Annotated in this window: 16 protein-coding genes; 9 read left to right on the plus strand and 7 right to left on the minus strand. The window is 68.2% G+C overall.

The window, feature by feature from the left end:
- Positions 1 to 78: 78 nt before the first annotated feature.
- On the minus strand, positions 79 to 984 hold the full coding sequence (locus QFZ83_RS27655; protein WP_307511570.1) for a LysR family transcriptional regulator: 906 nt from the start codon (positions 982 to 984) through the stop codon (positions 79 to 81).
- Positions 985 to 1,068: 84 nt separating this feature from the next.
- Here QFZ83_RS27655 and QFZ83_RS27660 point away from each other — a divergent pair, with 84 nt between their 5' ends.
- From QFZ83_RS27660 to QFZ83_RS27685, 6 genes are read left to right on the plus strand one after another with little or no spacing between them, the layout of a single operon-like run.
- The gene (locus QFZ83_RS27660; protein WP_307511572.1) at positions 1,069 to 1,617 is read left to right on the plus strand and encodes a VOC family protein; all 549 of its coding nucleotides are present in this window, start codon (positions 1,069 to 1,071) and stop codon (positions 1,615 to 1,617) included.
- Entirely contained in the window at positions 1,610 to 2,731 is a 1,122-nt protein-coding gene (locus QFZ83_RS27665; RefSeq protein WP_307511574.1) for a S9 family peptidase, read from the plus strand. Before QFZ83_RS27660 ends, QFZ83_RS27665 begins: the two co-directional genes overlap by 8 nt.
- Before the next feature lie 7 nt (positions 2,732 to 2,738).
- Positions 2,739 to 4,409, plus strand: coding sequence for an FAD-dependent oxidoreductase (locus tag QFZ83_RS27670; RefSeq protein ID WP_307511576.1), 1,671 nt, complete (start codon positions 2,739 to 2,741; stop codon positions 4,407 to 4,409).
- A complete protein-coding gene (locus QFZ83_RS27675; RefSeq protein ID WP_307511579.1) occupies positions 4,406 to 4,615 on the plus strand; it encodes a DUF2783 domain-containing protein in 210 nt (69 codons plus the stop codon). Before QFZ83_RS27670 ends, QFZ83_RS27675 begins: the two co-directional genes overlap by 4 nt.
- Positions 4,612 to 5,589, plus strand: a complete 978-nt coding sequence (locus QFZ83_RS27680; RefSeq protein WP_307511581.1) for an MBL fold metallo-hydrolase — start codon at positions 4,612 to 4,614, stop codon at positions 5,587 to 5,589. The genes QFZ83_RS27675 and QFZ83_RS27680 overlap by 4 nt, the downstream gene beginning before the upstream one ends.
- A gap of 41 nt (positions 5,590 to 5,630) precedes the next feature.
- Positions 5,631 to 6,602 carry a tripartite tricarboxylate transporter substrate binding protein gene (locus QFZ83_RS27685; RefSeq protein ID WP_307511582.1) on the plus strand — a complete coding sequence of 324 codons (972 nt, stop codon included), beginning with the start codon at positions 5,631 to 5,633 and terminating at the stop codon, positions 6,600 to 6,602.
- 30 nt (positions 6,603 to 6,632) lie between these two features.
- On the opposite strand, the gene QFZ83_RS27690 is transcribed toward QFZ83_RS27685, so the two are convergent.
- Genes QFZ83_RS27690 through def form a run of 5 tightly spaced genes read right to left on the minus strand, consistent with a single transcriptional unit; the run spans position 6,633 to position 9,676 of the window.
- Positions 6,633 to 6,968, minus strand: a complete 336-nt coding sequence (locus tag QFZ83_RS27690) for an AzlD domain-containing protein (protein ID WP_013544174.1) — start codon at positions 6,966 to 6,968, stop codon at positions 6,633 to 6,635.
- Positions 6,965 to 7,705, minus strand: a complete 741-nt coding sequence (locus tag QFZ83_RS27695; protein WP_306881171.1) for an AzlC family ABC transporter permease — start codon at positions 7,703 to 7,705, stop codon at positions 6,965 to 6,967. The genes QFZ83_RS27690 and QFZ83_RS27695 overlap by 4 nt, the downstream gene beginning before the upstream one ends.
- A complete protein-coding gene (fmt, locus tag QFZ83_RS27700; RefSeq protein ID WP_307511584.1) occupies positions 7,705 to 8,658 on the minus strand; it encodes a methionyl-tRNA formyltransferase in 954 nt (317 codons plus the stop codon). Before fmt ends, QFZ83_RS27695 begins: the two co-directional genes overlap by 1 nt.
- Positions 8,655 to 9,152 (minus strand): hypothetical protein, encoded by a 498-nt coding sequence (locus QFZ83_RS27705; RefSeq protein ID WP_307511586.1) that lies wholly within the window; start codon positions 9,150 to 9,152, stop codon positions 8,655 to 8,657. Before QFZ83_RS27705 ends, fmt begins: the two co-directional genes overlap by 4 nt.
- 5 nt (positions 9,153 to 9,157) lie before the next feature.
- Positions 9,158 to 9,676: a peptide deformylase gene (gene def / locus QFZ83_RS27710; protein WP_306881174.1), complete on the minus strand. Its 519-nt coding sequence runs from the start codon at positions 9,674 to 9,676 to the stop codon at positions 9,158 to 9,160.
- Between the two features lie 160 nt (positions 9,677 to 9,836).
- Here def and QFZ83_RS27715 point away from each other — a divergent pair, with 160 nt between their 5' ends.
- The 3 genes from QFZ83_RS27715 to QFZ83_RS27725 all read left to right on the plus strand — a co-directional run bounded on the left by QFZ83_RS27715 (position 9,837) and on the right by QFZ83_RS27725 (position 12,847).
- Positions 9,837 to 11,054, plus strand: coding sequence for a LysM peptidoglycan-binding domain-containing protein (locus tag QFZ83_RS27715; protein ID WP_306881175.1), 1,218 nt, complete (start codon positions 9,837 to 9,839; stop codon positions 11,052 to 11,054).
- Between the two features lie 37 nt (positions 11,055 to 11,091).
- Positions 11,092 to 12,243 (plus strand): DNA-processing protein DprA, encoded by a 1,152-nt coding sequence (dprA, locus tag QFZ83_RS27720; RefSeq protein ID WP_307511588.1) that lies wholly within the window; start codon positions 11,092 to 11,094, stop codon positions 12,241 to 12,243.
- A gap of 85 nt (positions 12,244 to 12,328) precedes the next feature.
- Complete coding sequence (locus tag QFZ83_RS27725; protein WP_013544181.1) at positions 12,329 to 12,847, plus strand: DUF494 family protein; 519 nt, start codon at positions 12,329 to 12,331, stop codon at positions 12,845 to 12,847.
- A gap of 27 nt (positions 12,848 to 12,874) precedes the next feature.
- On the opposite strand, the gene QFZ83_RS27730 is transcribed toward QFZ83_RS27725, so the two are convergent.
- A complete protein-coding gene (locus QFZ83_RS27730; protein ID WP_306881178.1) occupies positions 12,875 to 15,328 on the minus strand; it encodes a DUF1631 family protein in 2,454 nt (817 codons plus the stop codon).
- Between the last annotated feature and the right edge of the window lie 144 nt (positions 15,329 to 15,472).

The raw sequence follows: 15,472 nt of genomic DNA on the forward strand, positions 1-15,472 counted from the left end.
GTGGAAAACAGGTCGTCTTGCATTGTAGGTATCGCCCCAGGGCCGCTCTATGCGCCTCTTGCAGCGTTCCGATGCTTTTCAACCCTTCGGCTGCGCCTTCGCAAAGCGCTCCAGCAGCTCGACAAAGCTTGCCGCGGCCGGAGAGAGCGTGCGCCGCGCCGCGCTGTAGACGCACACCTCTCGGTGGAAGTCGGGCGATTCGAGTCGGACCATCTGCAGCCCGTGGGCGCGCACCAGCGGCGCGGAATAGGTCGGGCACACGGTGAGCCCGAGCCCTGAGGCGACCATGCCGAGCGCCGTGGTCATGTACGAGACCTCCTGGGTGCCGGGACGCAGCATGTAATCGCGCTCGGCCGGGGCCAGCTCGGGCAGCACGCGCTGGCGGAAGTCGCGCGTGGGCGCGATGAAGGTGTAGGGACCGAGCTCGTGCCAGCGCACCTTGCGGCGTTTGGCAAAGGCGTGGTCCGGCGGGCAGATCAGCCAGTGGCGGTCGCGAAACAGCGTACGGCGGTCGATGGCGCCATCGACCGCCACGTCCTGCCCCACCGCCAGTTCGACATCGCCGGCCATCACGCCGGCCAGCAGGTGCTCGGGCAGCGTGTCGGCCAGGCGCACGTCGACATCGGGATACGCCTCGCGGTAGGCCGCGATCACGCGCGGCATCAGCGTGCAGGCCATGAGTTGCGGCGCCGCAAGACGCAACAGCCCTTTCTTCTTGTCACGCAGATCGGTCACGCCGGCCACGGCACTCGTCAGATCGCCCAGCAGCCGGTGCACCGAAGGCAAGAACTCGCGCCCCGCCTCCGAGAGCTGCACGCGCCGCGTGTGGCGGTCGAGCAGCTGCACGCCCATCTCGCGTTCGAGTTCCCGCACCAGCACGCTGAGCGCCGACTGCGTGAGATGCAGCTGCTGCGCCGCGGCGGTGAAGCTGCCGGCTTCGGCGACGGCGGCAAAGGCGCGCAGTTGGCGCAAGGTCAGATTCATATGGTTATTTCATCAATTGATGAATTAATTTCGATTGCATCATAAGACGCGGCGTCGCCCAATCGCGGTTCACTGGAGACACGCATGCCGACGACCATCCACACCGCGCCACCTGTGCGCGGGCTGCACCACTTCGCCTGGCGCTGCCGCGACAGCGAGGAGACCCGCCACTTCTACGAAGACCTGCTGGGCCTGCCGCTCGCGCACGTCATCCAGAGCGACCACGTGCCCAGCACCGGCGAGTACTGCCCCTACGTGCACATCTTTTTCCAGATGCGCGACGGCTCGTACATCGCCTTCTTCGACCTGGGCGACGACACCGCCGCGCTGCCCTCGCCCAACACGCCCGCGTGGGTGAACCACATCGCACTGCGCGTCGACTCGGTGGACGACCTGCTCGCCGCCAAGGTGCGGCTCGAAAGCGCGGGTGTCGAGGTGCTGGGCGTGACCGACCACCACATCATCGAATCGATCTACTTCTTCGACCCGAACGGCATCCGCCTCGAGCTGACGACGCCGACCGTGCCGCAGGCCGAGATGGATGCGCATGCGCGGCGCGCTCGCGCGGACCTCGACGCATGGACCGTGCGCAAGGCGGAACTGCGCGCAGCGAAAGGCGCGACGCATGTCTGATCTGCAACTCGCCGTCATCGACGTGAAGCCCGGCGCGGCGATGGAAAGCCAGTCGGGCCTGCAGTTGCTGCGCCCGCGCATCTACGGCGCCTTCCGCGCCCCGCAGGGCCCCAAGAAGGTCGCGGCCATCGTGATGCACCCGACCAGCAACTTCATGGGCCACTACCTCATCGGTCCGCTGGCCGAGCGCGGGATCTGCTGCATGGGGCTGAACTCGCGCTTCGTCGGCAACGACACGGTGCTGCTGATGGAGCGCGCCATTCAAGACCTGGGTGCCGGCGTGCAGTACCTGCGCGAAGCCGGCTACGAGAAGGTGTTCCTGGTCGGCAACTCCGGTGGCGCGGCGCTCGCGGCCTTCTACCAGGCACAGGCCGAGAACCTCACAGCCACGCACTTGCCCGACGGCGACCCGACGCACCTGCACCCGAGCGACCTGCCGCCGGTGGACGGCATCGCGCTGTGCGCCGCGCACCTCGGCCGCACGCGATTAATGCGCGACTGGATCGATCCCTCGGTCATCGACGAGCACGACCCGCTCTCGGTGAACCCCGACCTCGACATGTACGACCCGCGCAATCGCGTGCCCTACGACGCTGAATTTCTCGCGCGCTTCAGCGCAGCGCAGAAGGCGCGGCTGGACCGCATCGAGCAGTGGTGCATCGAGCGCCTCGCGCTGCTGCGCAGTACGCCGGGCGCACCGCGCGACCAGACCTTCATCGTCTACCGCACGCACGCCGATCCGCGTTGCGTCGATCTGTCGCTCGATGCGAACGACCGCCTGCCCGGCAGCGTATGGGGCGATGCGCGCCAGGTGAACTACTCGGCGAATGCGATGGGCCGAACCACCTCGCTCACCGCCTTCCTCTCGCAATGGTCGTCGCGCTCGCAGGCTGACGGGCCAAGCAACCTCGCGCGCACCACCGTGCCCAAGCTGCTGCTGACCTACACGGGCGACCAGTCGACTTTCCCGAGCACGCGCGATGCGTGGATGGCCGCGGGTGGCGCGCGCATCCGCAACGTCGACATCGTCGGCGGCAACCACTACCTCGCGGGGCAACCCGAGCTGATCCCGAAGGCGGCCGACGCCATCGCCGAATTCGCGCACGCCCTTTAGAAGAGACATGGAAACCTTTGCATTTGCGCCGGCCTACGAGCTGCCGGCCTGGCCTTTCACACCGCCACCGGAGCTGGACAGCCCCAAGGTCGTGCGCCACCCGATCGTCATCGTCGGCGCCGGGCCTTCGGGGCTCACGCTGGCATGCGACCTCGCGCAGCGCGGCGTGAGCGCCGTGCTGCTCGACGAGGACGACACCGTCGGCGTGCGCGGCGCCTCGTCGCGCGGCATCTGCTACGCGCAGAAGAGCCTGGAGATCTTCGAGCGCCTGGGCATCTACGAACGTGTCGCGGCCAAGGGCATCACCTGGTCGTTCGGGCGCACCTTCTCGGGCGACGAGGAGGTCTACAACTTCAACCTGCAGGCGAACAGCGTCTCCAGGCAGCCGCCGTTCATCAACCTGCAGCAGTTCTACGTGGAGTGGTTCCTGGTCGAGCGCATCCTCGAACTCGGCGTGACGGACCTGCGCTGGAAGAGCCGCGTGACGCGCGTGCAGCAACTGGCCGACGGCGTGCGGCTCGACATCGAGACACCCGCCGGCAGCTACACGATCGAGGCCGACCGGCTCATCGACGCCACGGGCGCCAACAGCGCGATCCGCACGCAGCTCGGCATCGAGGCGCACGCCTCGCGCAGCACCGACCGCTGGTGCATCAGCGACGTGCGCTTCAAGAAGCCGCTGCCCACCGAGCGCTGGACCTGGGTCGACGCGCCTTTCAACGAAGGCCGCGGCGTGTGGCAGCACCTGATGGCCGACGGTGTGTGGCGCATCGACTACCAGATGCCCGAAGACTGCGACACGGCCTACATCAGCCAGCCTGAAGTGGCCGGCGCGCGGCTGCGCGAACAGCTCGGGCCCGATGTGGAGTTCGAGTTCGTGTGGATCGGGCCCTACGGCTACCGCGACCACCTGCTCGACAGCTTTCGCCACGGCCGCGTGTTCTTCATCGGCGACGCCGCGCACGTGGTGAGCCCCTTCGGCGCGCGCGGCGGCAACAGCGGCATCCAGGACGCGGCCAACCTCGGCTGGAAGCTGGCGCTGGTCGCGCAGGGGCGGGCCGGCGACGCGCTGCTCGACAGCTACGACGCCGAGCGGCAACCCGCGGCCAGGGAGAACCTGCAGGTGACGAGCCGCTCGGCGCGCTTTCTCGCGCCACGCTCGCCCGCCGAACACACGCTGCGCCGCGCGGTGGTGGCGCTGGCGGCGCGGCATCCGTTCGCGCGGGCGCTGGTGAACACCGGACGCATGTCGGTCGCGAACGCCTACCCGGTCGCGCCGCTGCTGCCCGAAGGCGGGTGCACGGTGCAGAACCTGCCGCTGCGCTGGGCCGACGGACGCGAGACCACCCTGATGCGGTTGCTGGCCGACGGCACGCAATGCATCGGGCTGTGGTTCGCACCGACGCGCGAGCAGGCCGACGCGGCGCGCGAGGCCACGGCCTCGTTGCCGCTGCGCTTGGTGGCCGTGGGTGGCGAGAGCGACAACCATGGGCTGCTCACGCTGCAACCCGACGACACGCTGGCCGCGCACCTCGGCATCGGCATCGGCATCGACGACCGAGGCAGCTTCGCGCTGGTGCGCCCCGACGCCTACCGCGCCGCCGTGCTGGCGAACGCCACGCCGACGACCATCGCCGCCGCCCTGCGCACGGCCCTCGCCTTGGACGCTGCCCCATGAACACAGCACCCCGTATCCCCGACCCCGACGGCTTCTACGCCGCCCTGCTCGCCGCGCACGAAGGCCGCAGCGAAGCGCAAAGCGCCGACCTCAACGCCCGCCTCGTGCTGCTGCTGGCCAACCAGTGCGCCGACCAGGCCGTGCTGCTCGCCTGCATCCACGCGGCAGCGACCGCCGAAGACCCCACGACCACCCAAGCCCCATGACCACGTCCGTCTCTTTCGCTTCCGCCTCCGACACCCGCGAACAGAAGCCGCACCTGCGCGAGCTCGCGCCGGGCGCCTACGGTTACATCAGCGACTTCGACCCCAACTGCGGCTTCGTGGTCGGCGACGACCACGTGGTGCTGATCGACACGCGCCCCACGCCGCGCATGGCGCGCGACTTTCTCGCGGCCATCCGCACCGTGACGGACAAGCCCGTCAAGACCATCGTGCTCACGCACTACCACGCGGTGCGCGTGATGGGCGCGAGTGCGTTCGACGAGGTGGCGCAGATCGTCGCGAGCAACGGCACGCTCGACTGGATCCGCACGCGCGGGCAGGCCGACTTCGACTCGGAAGTGGGCCGCTTTCCGCGCCTGTTCGCGGGCGTGGAGGAAATCCCGGGCCTGACCTTTCCGACGATGAGCTTCGCCGGCGAGATGAGCCTGTGGCTCGGCCCGCGGCCGGGCACGGGGCGCGAACTGCGCCTGATGGCGCTGGGCCGTGGTCATTCGAGCGGCGACACGGTGGCGTGGCTCCCCGACTGCGGCGTGCTGTTCTCGGGCGACGTGGTGGAGAACCACTGCGGCGTGTACGCGGGCGACGCCTACATCGGCGACTGGGCCGGCACGCTCGATGCGGTGGCGGCGCTGGGGCCGCGCGTGCTGGTGCCGGGACGCGGCGCGGTGCTGCAAGGCGAGGCCGCGTGCGCCGAGGCCATCGGCCTGACCCAGGCATTTCTCTCGACGCTGCTCGACAGCGTGAAGGCGGGCATTGCCGCGGGCGACACGCTCAAGGGCTGCTTCGCGCGCGCCGAGGCCGCCATGGCGCCGCGCTTCGGCGGCTGGCCGGTGTTCCAGCACGTGCTGCCCTTCGACGTGTCGCGCGCCTACGACGAGCTGCGCGGCATCGAGCACCCGGTGGTGTGGACCGCCGAGCGCGACCGCGAGCTGTGGCAGGTGCTGCGCGGCGAGTGACCTGAACCGATTCCAAGACAAGCAAACGGAGACGAGAAACGATGAAGCGATTTTTTCCCCTGCTGGCCGCGACCCTCGCGCTGGCAACCACCTTCGCGTCGGCGCAGCCGGCGGCCTACCCGAGCCAGCCGGTCAGGTGGATCGTGCCCTACTCGGCCGGCGGTGGCACCGACAACCTGGCGCGCACGCTGGCCGAGGCGATGCAGCCGTCGCTCGGGCAGCCGCTGATCATCGACAATCGGCCCGGCGCCTCGACCAACATCGGCGTGTCCGTGATGATGCAGGCCAAGCCCGACGGCTACACGGTGATGCAGGCCGAGAACGCGGCGCTGCTGTTCAACGAGCACATGTTCGTCAAGCTCCCGTACAAGCCCGCGAGCGACTTCACCTACATCGGCACCATCGGCCGCTTTCCGGTGGCACTGGTGGTGCACCCCGACTTTCCCGCGAAGAACGTGGCGGAGTTCGTGCGCTACGTGAAGGCCAACCCCGACAAGGTGAGCTACGCCTCGCCCGGCAACGGCTCGCCGCACCACATGGCGATGGAGCTCTTCAAGCAGAAGGCGGGCCTGACGATCACGCACGTGCCGTACAAGGGCGCTGCGCCGGCCATGACCGACGTGATGGGCGGGCAGGTGCCGGTGATGATGCTGGACCTGGCCTCGGGGCTGCCGATCATCCGCTCGGGCAAGGTGCGGGTGCTGGCCATCGCGCTGCCGCAGCGCGCCAGTGCCCTGCCCGAGGTGCCGACCTTCGTGGAGGCTGGCTTCAGCGACGTGAACGCCTACGCTTTCCACGGCCTGATCGGCCCGGCCGGCATGGCGCCCGAGGCGGTGGCGCGGCTGAACGCCGAGCTGCAAAAGGCCATGAAGGCGCCGAAGGTGGTGAAGCTGTTCGCGGACTTCGGCTTCGAGGCATTGCCGGGAACGCCGCAAGACTTCTACAAGCTCTCGCGCGCGGAAAGCGACCGCTGGGGAAAGATCATCGCGGCGGCTGGCGTGAAGCTGGACTGACCCGGGGGCCTTCCATCCCCTTCTCTTCGCTTACCAGCCAAGGCCGAGATGCAAGGGCAGGTAGACGGCCATGCCGGCCAGCATCGTGCCGAGCACGCCGCGGCGCCAGAAATAGTAAGCGCCGCCGACAACGGCCGCGTACAGGCGCGCGTCGTGCAGCGTGGTGATGAGGTGGCCTTGCGTCATGACGATCTCGGGCGCGATCACGCCAGCGAGCGCCGCGGCTGGCGCGTAGTGCAGCGCGCGGTGCGCCCAGTCCGGCAGGCCCCACGGGCGGTCGAGGATGAAGAAGAAGCAGCGCGTGAGCACCGTGACCAGGGCCAGCCCGACGATCACGCCCAGCGTCCAGAGATCGGTGCCCCTCACTTGTCGTCCTCCGCGTCGGGGTCGAGCCCGAACTGCTTCTCGAGCCAGAAGCACAGCAGCACCGCCGCACCGATGGCCACGACGATGTTGAGCTTGAGCGGCAGCGCATAGGCTGCGACGGCGGTGGCGCCCGCGATCAGCGCGGCCAGGATGCGCAGCGGCGTCGTCGCCATCGAGCAGACGATCGCCACCAGGCTCAGCACGCCGGCGAAACCGAGGCCCCAGGTCTGCGGAATCAGGTTGGCAAGCGCGATGCCGAGGAGGCTCATGCCCATCCACGAGCACCAGGTCACGAAGTAGTTGCCGGTGAGGTAGGCCTCCTGCGACTGCTGCTCGGCGAGAGTCACGGGCGGCGCCGGGTATTGCTTGGTAAAGAGCGCGTAGCTCAGGTCCGCCGTCAGGTAGCCGTGCGTCATGCGGCGCAAGCGCGGCATGTGCATGAGGTAGGGCCGCAGGTGCAGGCTGAAGACCACGAAGCGCAGGTTCACGCAGAAGCCCGTCGCCAGGATCACCCAGGCCGGCGCGCCCGCGAACAGGAGCGGAATGGCTGCGAGCTGGGAGCTGCCGGCATAGACGAACAGCGTCATCGCCACCGCCTCGACCACGCTCATGTTCGACTTGACCATGGCCACACCGGTCATCAGGCCCCAGGCGCCGATGCCCAGCGCCGCCGAGGACATGTCGCGCATGCCCTTGCGGAATTCGGGGCGCTGGCGGATGGCGGCCGAAAGAAACATCAGCCGAATGCCTGCCCGGCCTTCAGGTCGAAGCCGCGCAGGAAATCGGCCACGGACAGGCGCTTGCCGCCCGGACGCTGGAGCTCGGTGAGCATCACGCCTGCATCGCCGGCAGCCACCTCGACGCCGGCGTCCGAGACGGCCAGGATCGTTCCGGGCGCGGCGGGCACGCTGGCGGGCACCGCGTGCGCGGTCCAGAGCTTGACGGTCTCGCCGTCGAGCGGGCTGTTGGCGCCCGGGAACGGATCGAAGGCGCGGATGCGCCGCACGATGGCGTCGGCGGGCTGGGTCCAGTCGATCAGCGCTTCGTGTTTTTCGACCTTGTTGGCGTAGGTGACGCCTTCGGCCGGCTGCGGCGTGCGGGTGAGGCTGCCGATGTTCTCCAGGGCCTCGACGATCATCCGGCCGCCCAGTTCGGCCAGCCGGTCGTGCAGGCGGGCGGTGTTGTCGCTGCCGATGGCCACGGCTTCGCGCAGCAGCATGTCGCCTGTGTCCAGGCCCGCGTCCATCTGCATGATGGTGATGCCGGTTTCCGCGTCGCCGGCCTCGATGGCGCGGTGGATCGGCGCGGCGCCCCGCCAGCGCGGCAAAAGGCTCGCGTGGATGTTGAGGCACCCGTGTGCCGGCAGGTCGAGCACCCACTGCGGCAGGATGAGTCCGTAGGCGGCGACCACCATCACGTCGGGTTGGGCCCGCATCACGGCATCGCGACCGATGGCGGCTTCGTCCGGGTACTTGCCGTCGAGGCGCAGGCTCCGCGGCTGCGCCACCGGCCAGCCATTGGCGACCGCGCATTGCTTGACGGGAGAAGCCTGCAGCTTCATGCCGCGGCCCGCGGGCCGGTCGGGCTGGCTCAGCACCAGCACGACGTCATGGCCGGCGGCGGCGATGGCCTCCAGGGCGACGCGCGCGAACTCGGGCGTGCCCGCAAAAGCGATCTTGAGCCGACTCAATCCCGGATCCGTTCGAATTCGAGGTCATCCCCCGTGTGATAGCGACGGACCACGCCGGTGGGGTCTATATAGATATAGAGCATGCGGCGCTCGTTCACGGCCTTGTAGCGCCAGGTCCAGACCGTACCGTCGAAGGAGCTCACGCGGTCGATCTGGTAGGGCCGGCCGTAGAAGGCCATGACGTCGTTCTGGCGCCACTGATCGACCTTGATGTCGTATCCGAAGCGCGCCTCGTTGAGGACCTGAGTCACCGAGACGACCTTGCCCGAAGCGTCCACGTCGATGTCGGTGACCTCGAAGCCGGCCGGCATGCGCGAATACTGGAGGCGCTCGCCGCCGTTGTTGAGCGGATAGCGGCCGGTCGGCGCGCCCAGCCGCTGCAGGGTTTCGGCGGCGGTGGTGCCGGGCTGGATGCGAGTGGGCTCGTTGGCGCAGCCGGCAATCGCCGCGAGAACCGCCAATGCCGCGAGGGAGCCGAGGCTGCGCAAGGTCATGAGCTTCAGGCCCGTTCGCGCGTTTCTTCGCGCTGCTGCTTGAGCAGCTTGCTCTTGATGCGGTTGCGCTTCAGGGGCGAGAGGTATTCGACGAACACCTTGCCCAGCAGGTGGTCGAGCTCGTGCTGGATGCACACGGCCAAGAGCCCGTCGGCCTCGATGGTGCGCATTTCGCCGTTTTCGTCGAGCGCCTGGACCTTGACCGAGGTGGAGCGCATCACGCCGTCATAGATGCCCGGCACCGAGAGGCAGCCCTCTTCGTTGAGCACTTTTTCGTCGCTGGCCCAGGTGATTTCGGGGTTGATCAGCACGATCGGCTTGTTGCGCTCTTCGGAAACGTCGATGACGACGAGCCGCTCGTGCACGTCGACCTGGGTCGCTGCCAGGCCGATGCCTTCGGCGTCGTACATGGTCTCCAGCATGTCGGCGACCAGGGCCTTGATGCGCGCGTCGACGCCCTGTACCGGCTTGGCGACCGTGTGCAGGCGCTTGTCCGGGTAACTCAGAATGATTCGTTTGGCCATGAAATCGGGGGGAAGTTGTGGCTATTTTCGCCAATTCCGCGACGCGAGGCCGCCTCCGGACCCGAAAACGTTGCCCTCTCAAGGGCTTCGGGCGCAGAATTCGTAGCAAATTGTGAGATTCGTATGCGCCGCGATACGTCGTGCGCTCACCCATCCAGACATGAAAAAGCTCAGATCCACCGAACGCCAGCGCCCCAATCTCTTCGCCACGCTGACCGCCCTGGCGGTAATCGGCAGTTGCGGCGCCACCACGGCCTGGGCTCAGAACTACCCCGTCACGCCGCAGCAACGCGCCACCGCCCAGCAGACCGCCCAGGCAGGGGTTCCGCTGAGCGAGCTGTCGCCGAAGGCGCCCGACGAGTACACGGTCAAGCCCGGCGACACGCTCTGGGCCATCTCCCGCCTCTACCTGCTGCGCCCCTGGCGCTGGCCGGAGCTGTGGGGCATGAACATCAACGAGATCGCCAACCCCCACCGCATCTACCCCGGCCAGGTTCTCTATCTGGACAAGAGCGGCGGCCGGGCTCGCCTGACCACCCGCCGCGGCGGCGTGAGCGGCGATGGCGGCACCATCAAGCTGTCACCGCGCACCCGTTTCGACTCGCTGGCCGGCATGGCCCTGCCCACGCTCAACCCGAGCCTGATCGAGCCGTTCCTGAGCGAACCGATCGTGGTGGACGCCAACACGCTCGAAAGCGCGCCGCGCATCGTTGCCGGCAACGACAGCCGCGTGCTGCTGTCGCGCGGTGACCGGGCCTACGCCCGCGGCAACCCCGAGTCCCCGCTGGTCGAAGTGCCGGGGCCGATCCAGAACTTCCGGATCTTCCGCAACGCCACGCCGCTCAAGGATCCGGGCACGGGCGAAATCCTCGGCTACGAGGCGCAGTACCTGGGCAAGGCCCAACTGCAGCGCGGCGAATCGACCACCATCGAGACGGTCGAGGACAAGGACATCATCACCGTCGTCCCCGCCAGCATCGACATCGTGGCCTCGCGCGAGGAAATGCGCGCCGGCGACCGCCTGCTGCCCGAACCGCCGCGCCAGCTCTTGAGCTACGCACCGCGTGCGCCTTCGACGCAGGTCGATGGCCGGATCATCTCGGTCTACGGCAACGCGGTGCAGTTCGCGGCGCAGAACCAGGTGGTGGCCATCAACAAGGGCACGCGCGACGGCATCGACAGCGGCCACGTGCTGGCCATCCTGAAGAACGGCGAAACCATCCTCGACCGCACCGGCGCGCGCAAGGAAACCATCAAGCTGCCGAACGAACGCATCGGCCTCTTGATGGTGTTCCGCACCTTCGAGAAGGTGTCCTACGCCCTGGTGCTCGAGATCAACGACACCCCGAAGGCGGGCGACTTCCTCGTCAACCCCTGACAGGTTTTCCGCCCCCCACGTCCTCGCCCGCACCCGTTTGGAACGCGCAGAACTCGCAGGCTGGCTGCGGCTTTCACTGACGCCGGGCATCGGCGATGGCGCCGCGCGCAAGCTGCTCGCGGCCTTCGGTCTGCCCGAGGCCGTCTTTTCGCAGACCCATGCGGCACTGCGACAGGTCGTCAGCCATGCGCAGGCGGAGGCGCTGCAGCAGGCGCCCCACGCCCTCCAGGCATCGGTCGACCAGACTTGGCAATGGCTGCAAGCGGCCGAGGGCAACGGCGTCGCCCGCCGCCTCGTCACGCTGGGCGATGCCGGCTACCCGGCCTCGCTGCTTGAGATGGCCGATCCGCCGCTGATGCTGTACGTGCTCGGCGCCTCCGACTTCGACCTGACGCAGTTGCAGAACAGCATCGCCGTCGTCGGCAGCCGCAATCCGACGCCGCAAGGCGCCACCAACGCGCGCAGCTTTGCGCGGGCGCTGGGCGATGCGGGCCTGCCGGTGGTGTCCGGGCTCGCGCTGGGCGTCGATGGCGCAGCGCACCAGGGCGCCCTCGATGCAGCCGGCGATGCACCGCGACTCGCCACGGTCGCCGTGGTCGGCACCGGCCTGGACCGCGTGTACCCCGCGCGGCATCGCGACCTCGCGCACCGCATCACCTTGCAGGGGCTGATCGTGAGCGAGCTGCCGCTCGGCACACCACCCCTCACGCAGAATTTTCCGAAGCGCAACCGGCTCATCGCAGGGTTGGCGCGTGGCACGCTGGTGGTCGAAGCGGCCTTGGCGTCGGGATCGCTCATCACCGCGCGGCTCACCTCGGAGCAGGGCAAGGAAGTGTTCGCCATTCCAGGCTCGATCCACTCGCCGCAATCGCGCGGCTGCCATGCGCTGATCCGCCAGGGCGCGAAGCTGGTCGAGTCGGTGGCCGACATCCTCGAAGAGCTGCCGCCGCTGCGCACCGGCAATGCGGCCAACGCCCAGTCTTCGAACGGCCACGCAGGCAACGAGGCAGCGGTTTCCGAAGACCCGCTGCTCGACGCTCTCGGCTTCGAGCCCGTGAGCCTCGATGCGCTCAGCGCACGCACCGGGTGGAGCGCCGCGGCACTGCAGGCCAGGATGCTCGAGCTCGAACTGGACGGGCACATCTCGCGCCTGCCCGGCGGGCTCTTTCAACGGACCGCATCCGCTTGACGTGTTGCCACGCAAATAGCTGCGCGGACGAAATGCGGGGCAACACACTAGCCTGCCCTGCACATTCGTGGGCTATATTGGGCTCATGTTCGAAGTGCTTGTTTTTGTCTACGAAAACTATTGGCGCGGCGATGCCTGCCCCGAACCCGAACAACTGGGCCGCAAGCTCAGTGCCCACGGCTTCGAGGCAGACGAGATTCGCGATGCCCTGCACTGGCTCGACGGCCTGAGCCTCGCAACGCAGGGGATGCAGCTGGAGCTCGATGCCGACGACGACACCACCGCCACGGTCACCTTCCGCGGCGCGCCCGAATCCTCCCTGCCCCAATCGGACGACGCCATGCGCGTCTACTCCCAGGCCGAGCAGGAACACCTGGGTGCCGAGTGCCTCGGCTTCATCCGCTTCCTCGAATCGTCGAACGTGCTGTCGTGTGGATTGCGCGAGATCGTGATCGAACGCGCGATGGCGGCACCGGGCGATCCGGTGGCGCTCGACGAGCTCAAGATCATCGTGCTGATGGTGCACTGGAGCACCGGCATCGAGCCCGATGCATTGGTGCTCGATGAGCTCTGCGAGAGCCGCGAAGGCCGCGTAGCGCACTGACCAAGCCGGCCGCGGCGGCCTGCCAGTTCAGTTCAGCAGCCGCTCCGGATTCGCATCGAGCTTCGCCAACGCCTCGCGCGTGGCGCGCACCGTGAGCGTCTCTTCCTCGGCCGGCACCAGGAGACCGGCCTGCAGGTACGTCGCCAACCGACCCGCCTGAATCAGGAAGCTGCGGCCGTCCGCCGTAGCGAACAGGTGCAACTGCTTCCGATCGCTGCGCCAGACGAACTGCACCTGGCTCACGCGGTCGTTGTGGTCCAGCATGAACCAGTTGCCCACCTGCAGTTCGTGCGCCCAGGCCAGCATGTCCTCGGGCACCTGCACGCCGGCCGCATCGGGCACCACCTCGATCGAGGCGGCGTCCACGCCCAGCAGCAGTTCGATGCTGTGCGCATCGAGCGGCAGGTCGGCGGTGCCGCCGATGTCGCTCACAAAATCTTCCAGGTGCGCCAAGCGCTCGGCCATGGCTTCGATCTTGGCCTGCGGGATCGCCTCGGTCTTCGACAGGAAGGCATCGGACAGCGTGGCGCCGATGGTCTTGATGTGCGCTTCCTGCGGCTCGTCGACGATGCCCAGGAGCGCCATCCCTTGGCGCAGGCGCTGCAGCAACTGCGGCAGGTCTTGAATGACGCGGGCGCGGTCGGTGCGGTTGGGTTTGGCGCTTGCGGCCCAGACCAGCTCGGAGGCCACGCGCTTCAACATCACCGTCTGCTCACCCTGCGCGCCGTAGCGCAGCGCGGCAATCGCCAGCACCTCGGCCCACACCTTGAACAGGAACTCGCGGATCTCGTCGCGCACCGGCATGTCGTTGAGCATCTTGCGTAACTCGATGGTGTACTGGATCGCCATCGTTTCCTTCTGCTCGACCTGCTGCGCGACGCTCATCACGCGCTGCGTGGTGTCGCTCTGCGTGAGATAGCGATTGAGGAAAGCGACGAACTCGTCGAACACCAGCTTGAACACGCGCTGGCCGGTTTCCGGGTATTGCTCGATCACCTGCACCACGCGGCGGATTTCGCCTTCGAGCGCGCTGCCGGTGATGGCGGCTGCATCGAAGCCCATCACGCAGGAGCCCATGCGGTCGATCAGCATGCGCGCGGGGTGCTGCAGCGTGCCGAAGAACTCGGGCTCGGCGATGGCCACGCGCAACACCGGCATCTGCAGCCGCGCGAACCACACGCGCGCCGAGAACGGAATCCGCTCCTCGGCCAGGATGGCCTGGAACATGAGCGCGACGATTTCCACGGTGGCCTTGTCGGCCGTGGTGGGCGCACGCTTCTTGAGTTCGGTGCTGCGCCGGCGCAAGTCGACTGCCGTTTGCTGGATCACCGTGGCCTGCTCGCCCGATGCGTCCATGTACTGCGTGGCGGCCATGCGGTAGGCTACCTCGGCTTCGGCGATGGCGCCGGCAAAGGTCCTGGAGAACTGTCGCGGCGCGGTGTTCCCACCAATGCCAGGCGCGCCGCCGCCGGGACCGGTCGTGCGGCCCGCCGACGCGGTGCCGGTGATCGAATTCTGGGCGGGGACGGTGGTGGTGGTATCGCTGCCGATGCGCCCCGTGACGAATCGCTTGAGGCTCAGCAGCGCGGTCTGGGCTCGCTGCCGCGCCATCATCAGCGGCGAGCCGCCGATCGTCGACGTGCCAGCGGGCATCGGTACGGAAGCTTGCGGTTGCGACTGGTGCGGGTGTTGTGGCGCCTGCGTGCCGTAGCCGGGGCGCTGCTGCGAGCCGCCGCCGCCACCGCCGTCCATCGGCGCGGTCGCCGAAGCCACCCCGCCCGCAAAGGAGGTGTTGAAGCCCGCACTGTTGCCAGCACCTGCGGCATTGCCGGTGCGCCGCACGAAGCTCTTGAGATCGATCTCCTGCATCACGCCGTTGGCGATCAGGTAGGCATTGGCGCTCTCGTAGGCCTTGACGATCACATCGATCAGTTGCTGCTGCACCGTGTCCTGCACCCGGGCCCAGAGCTCGCGGCTCAGGCCGGCGGCCAGCCACTGCTCCACCAGCAGCCTGGCCAGCGTCTCGGGCTTGAGCACGTCCTTCGAATCGAGTTCGTTCGTGCCTTCGAGGTGCTGGATGCGCAGGCGCAAATCGCTGAGCTCGAAGCTCGCCTTGTCGTGAATCACCTGCGCGAGGCGCGAGGCGAGGATGTTGGTCTCGACCACCTCGTCGCCGATCAGCTCGAGCCGCAGCGCCGTGGGAAAGGTCGTCAATCCGCCGGTGGGCGCAGCGGCGCCGAGCGCCTTGCGCCAGCTCGCCTGCGAGAGCGTCACCCATTGGGTGGCCTGGCCCTGGAACGCCACGAAGTCGTCGCGGTGCTCCTGCATGGCGCGGGCGTTGCTCACCTCGGAGGCCAGCTGCGTCAGCCGGTCGCGGATCGCGCGGGCCAGCGGGACGATGGCCCCTTCCGTGGCCAATACGAAACGCTCACGCGTCTCGCGTGCGAGCTGCAGGGAAGAGGCGGACCGCGCAATGCTCATTGAAGGATCGGGAAGGCCAGGGGGAACTGTTCATCGGCAACAACAACCGCGAGCTTGCATCGGGAAGCGCCACCGCACAAGTGTGGACACTGCCCGGCGTTGCACGGGAACAGCGGTGCGGCCTTGCCGCCCGCTTTGTTGAAC

Source organism: Variovorax sp. W1I1 (assembly GCF_030815625.1).
GTDB classification, from domain to species: Bacteria; Pseudomonadota; Gammaproteobacteria; order Burkholderiales; family Burkholderiaceae_C; genus Variovorax; species Variovorax paradoxus_C.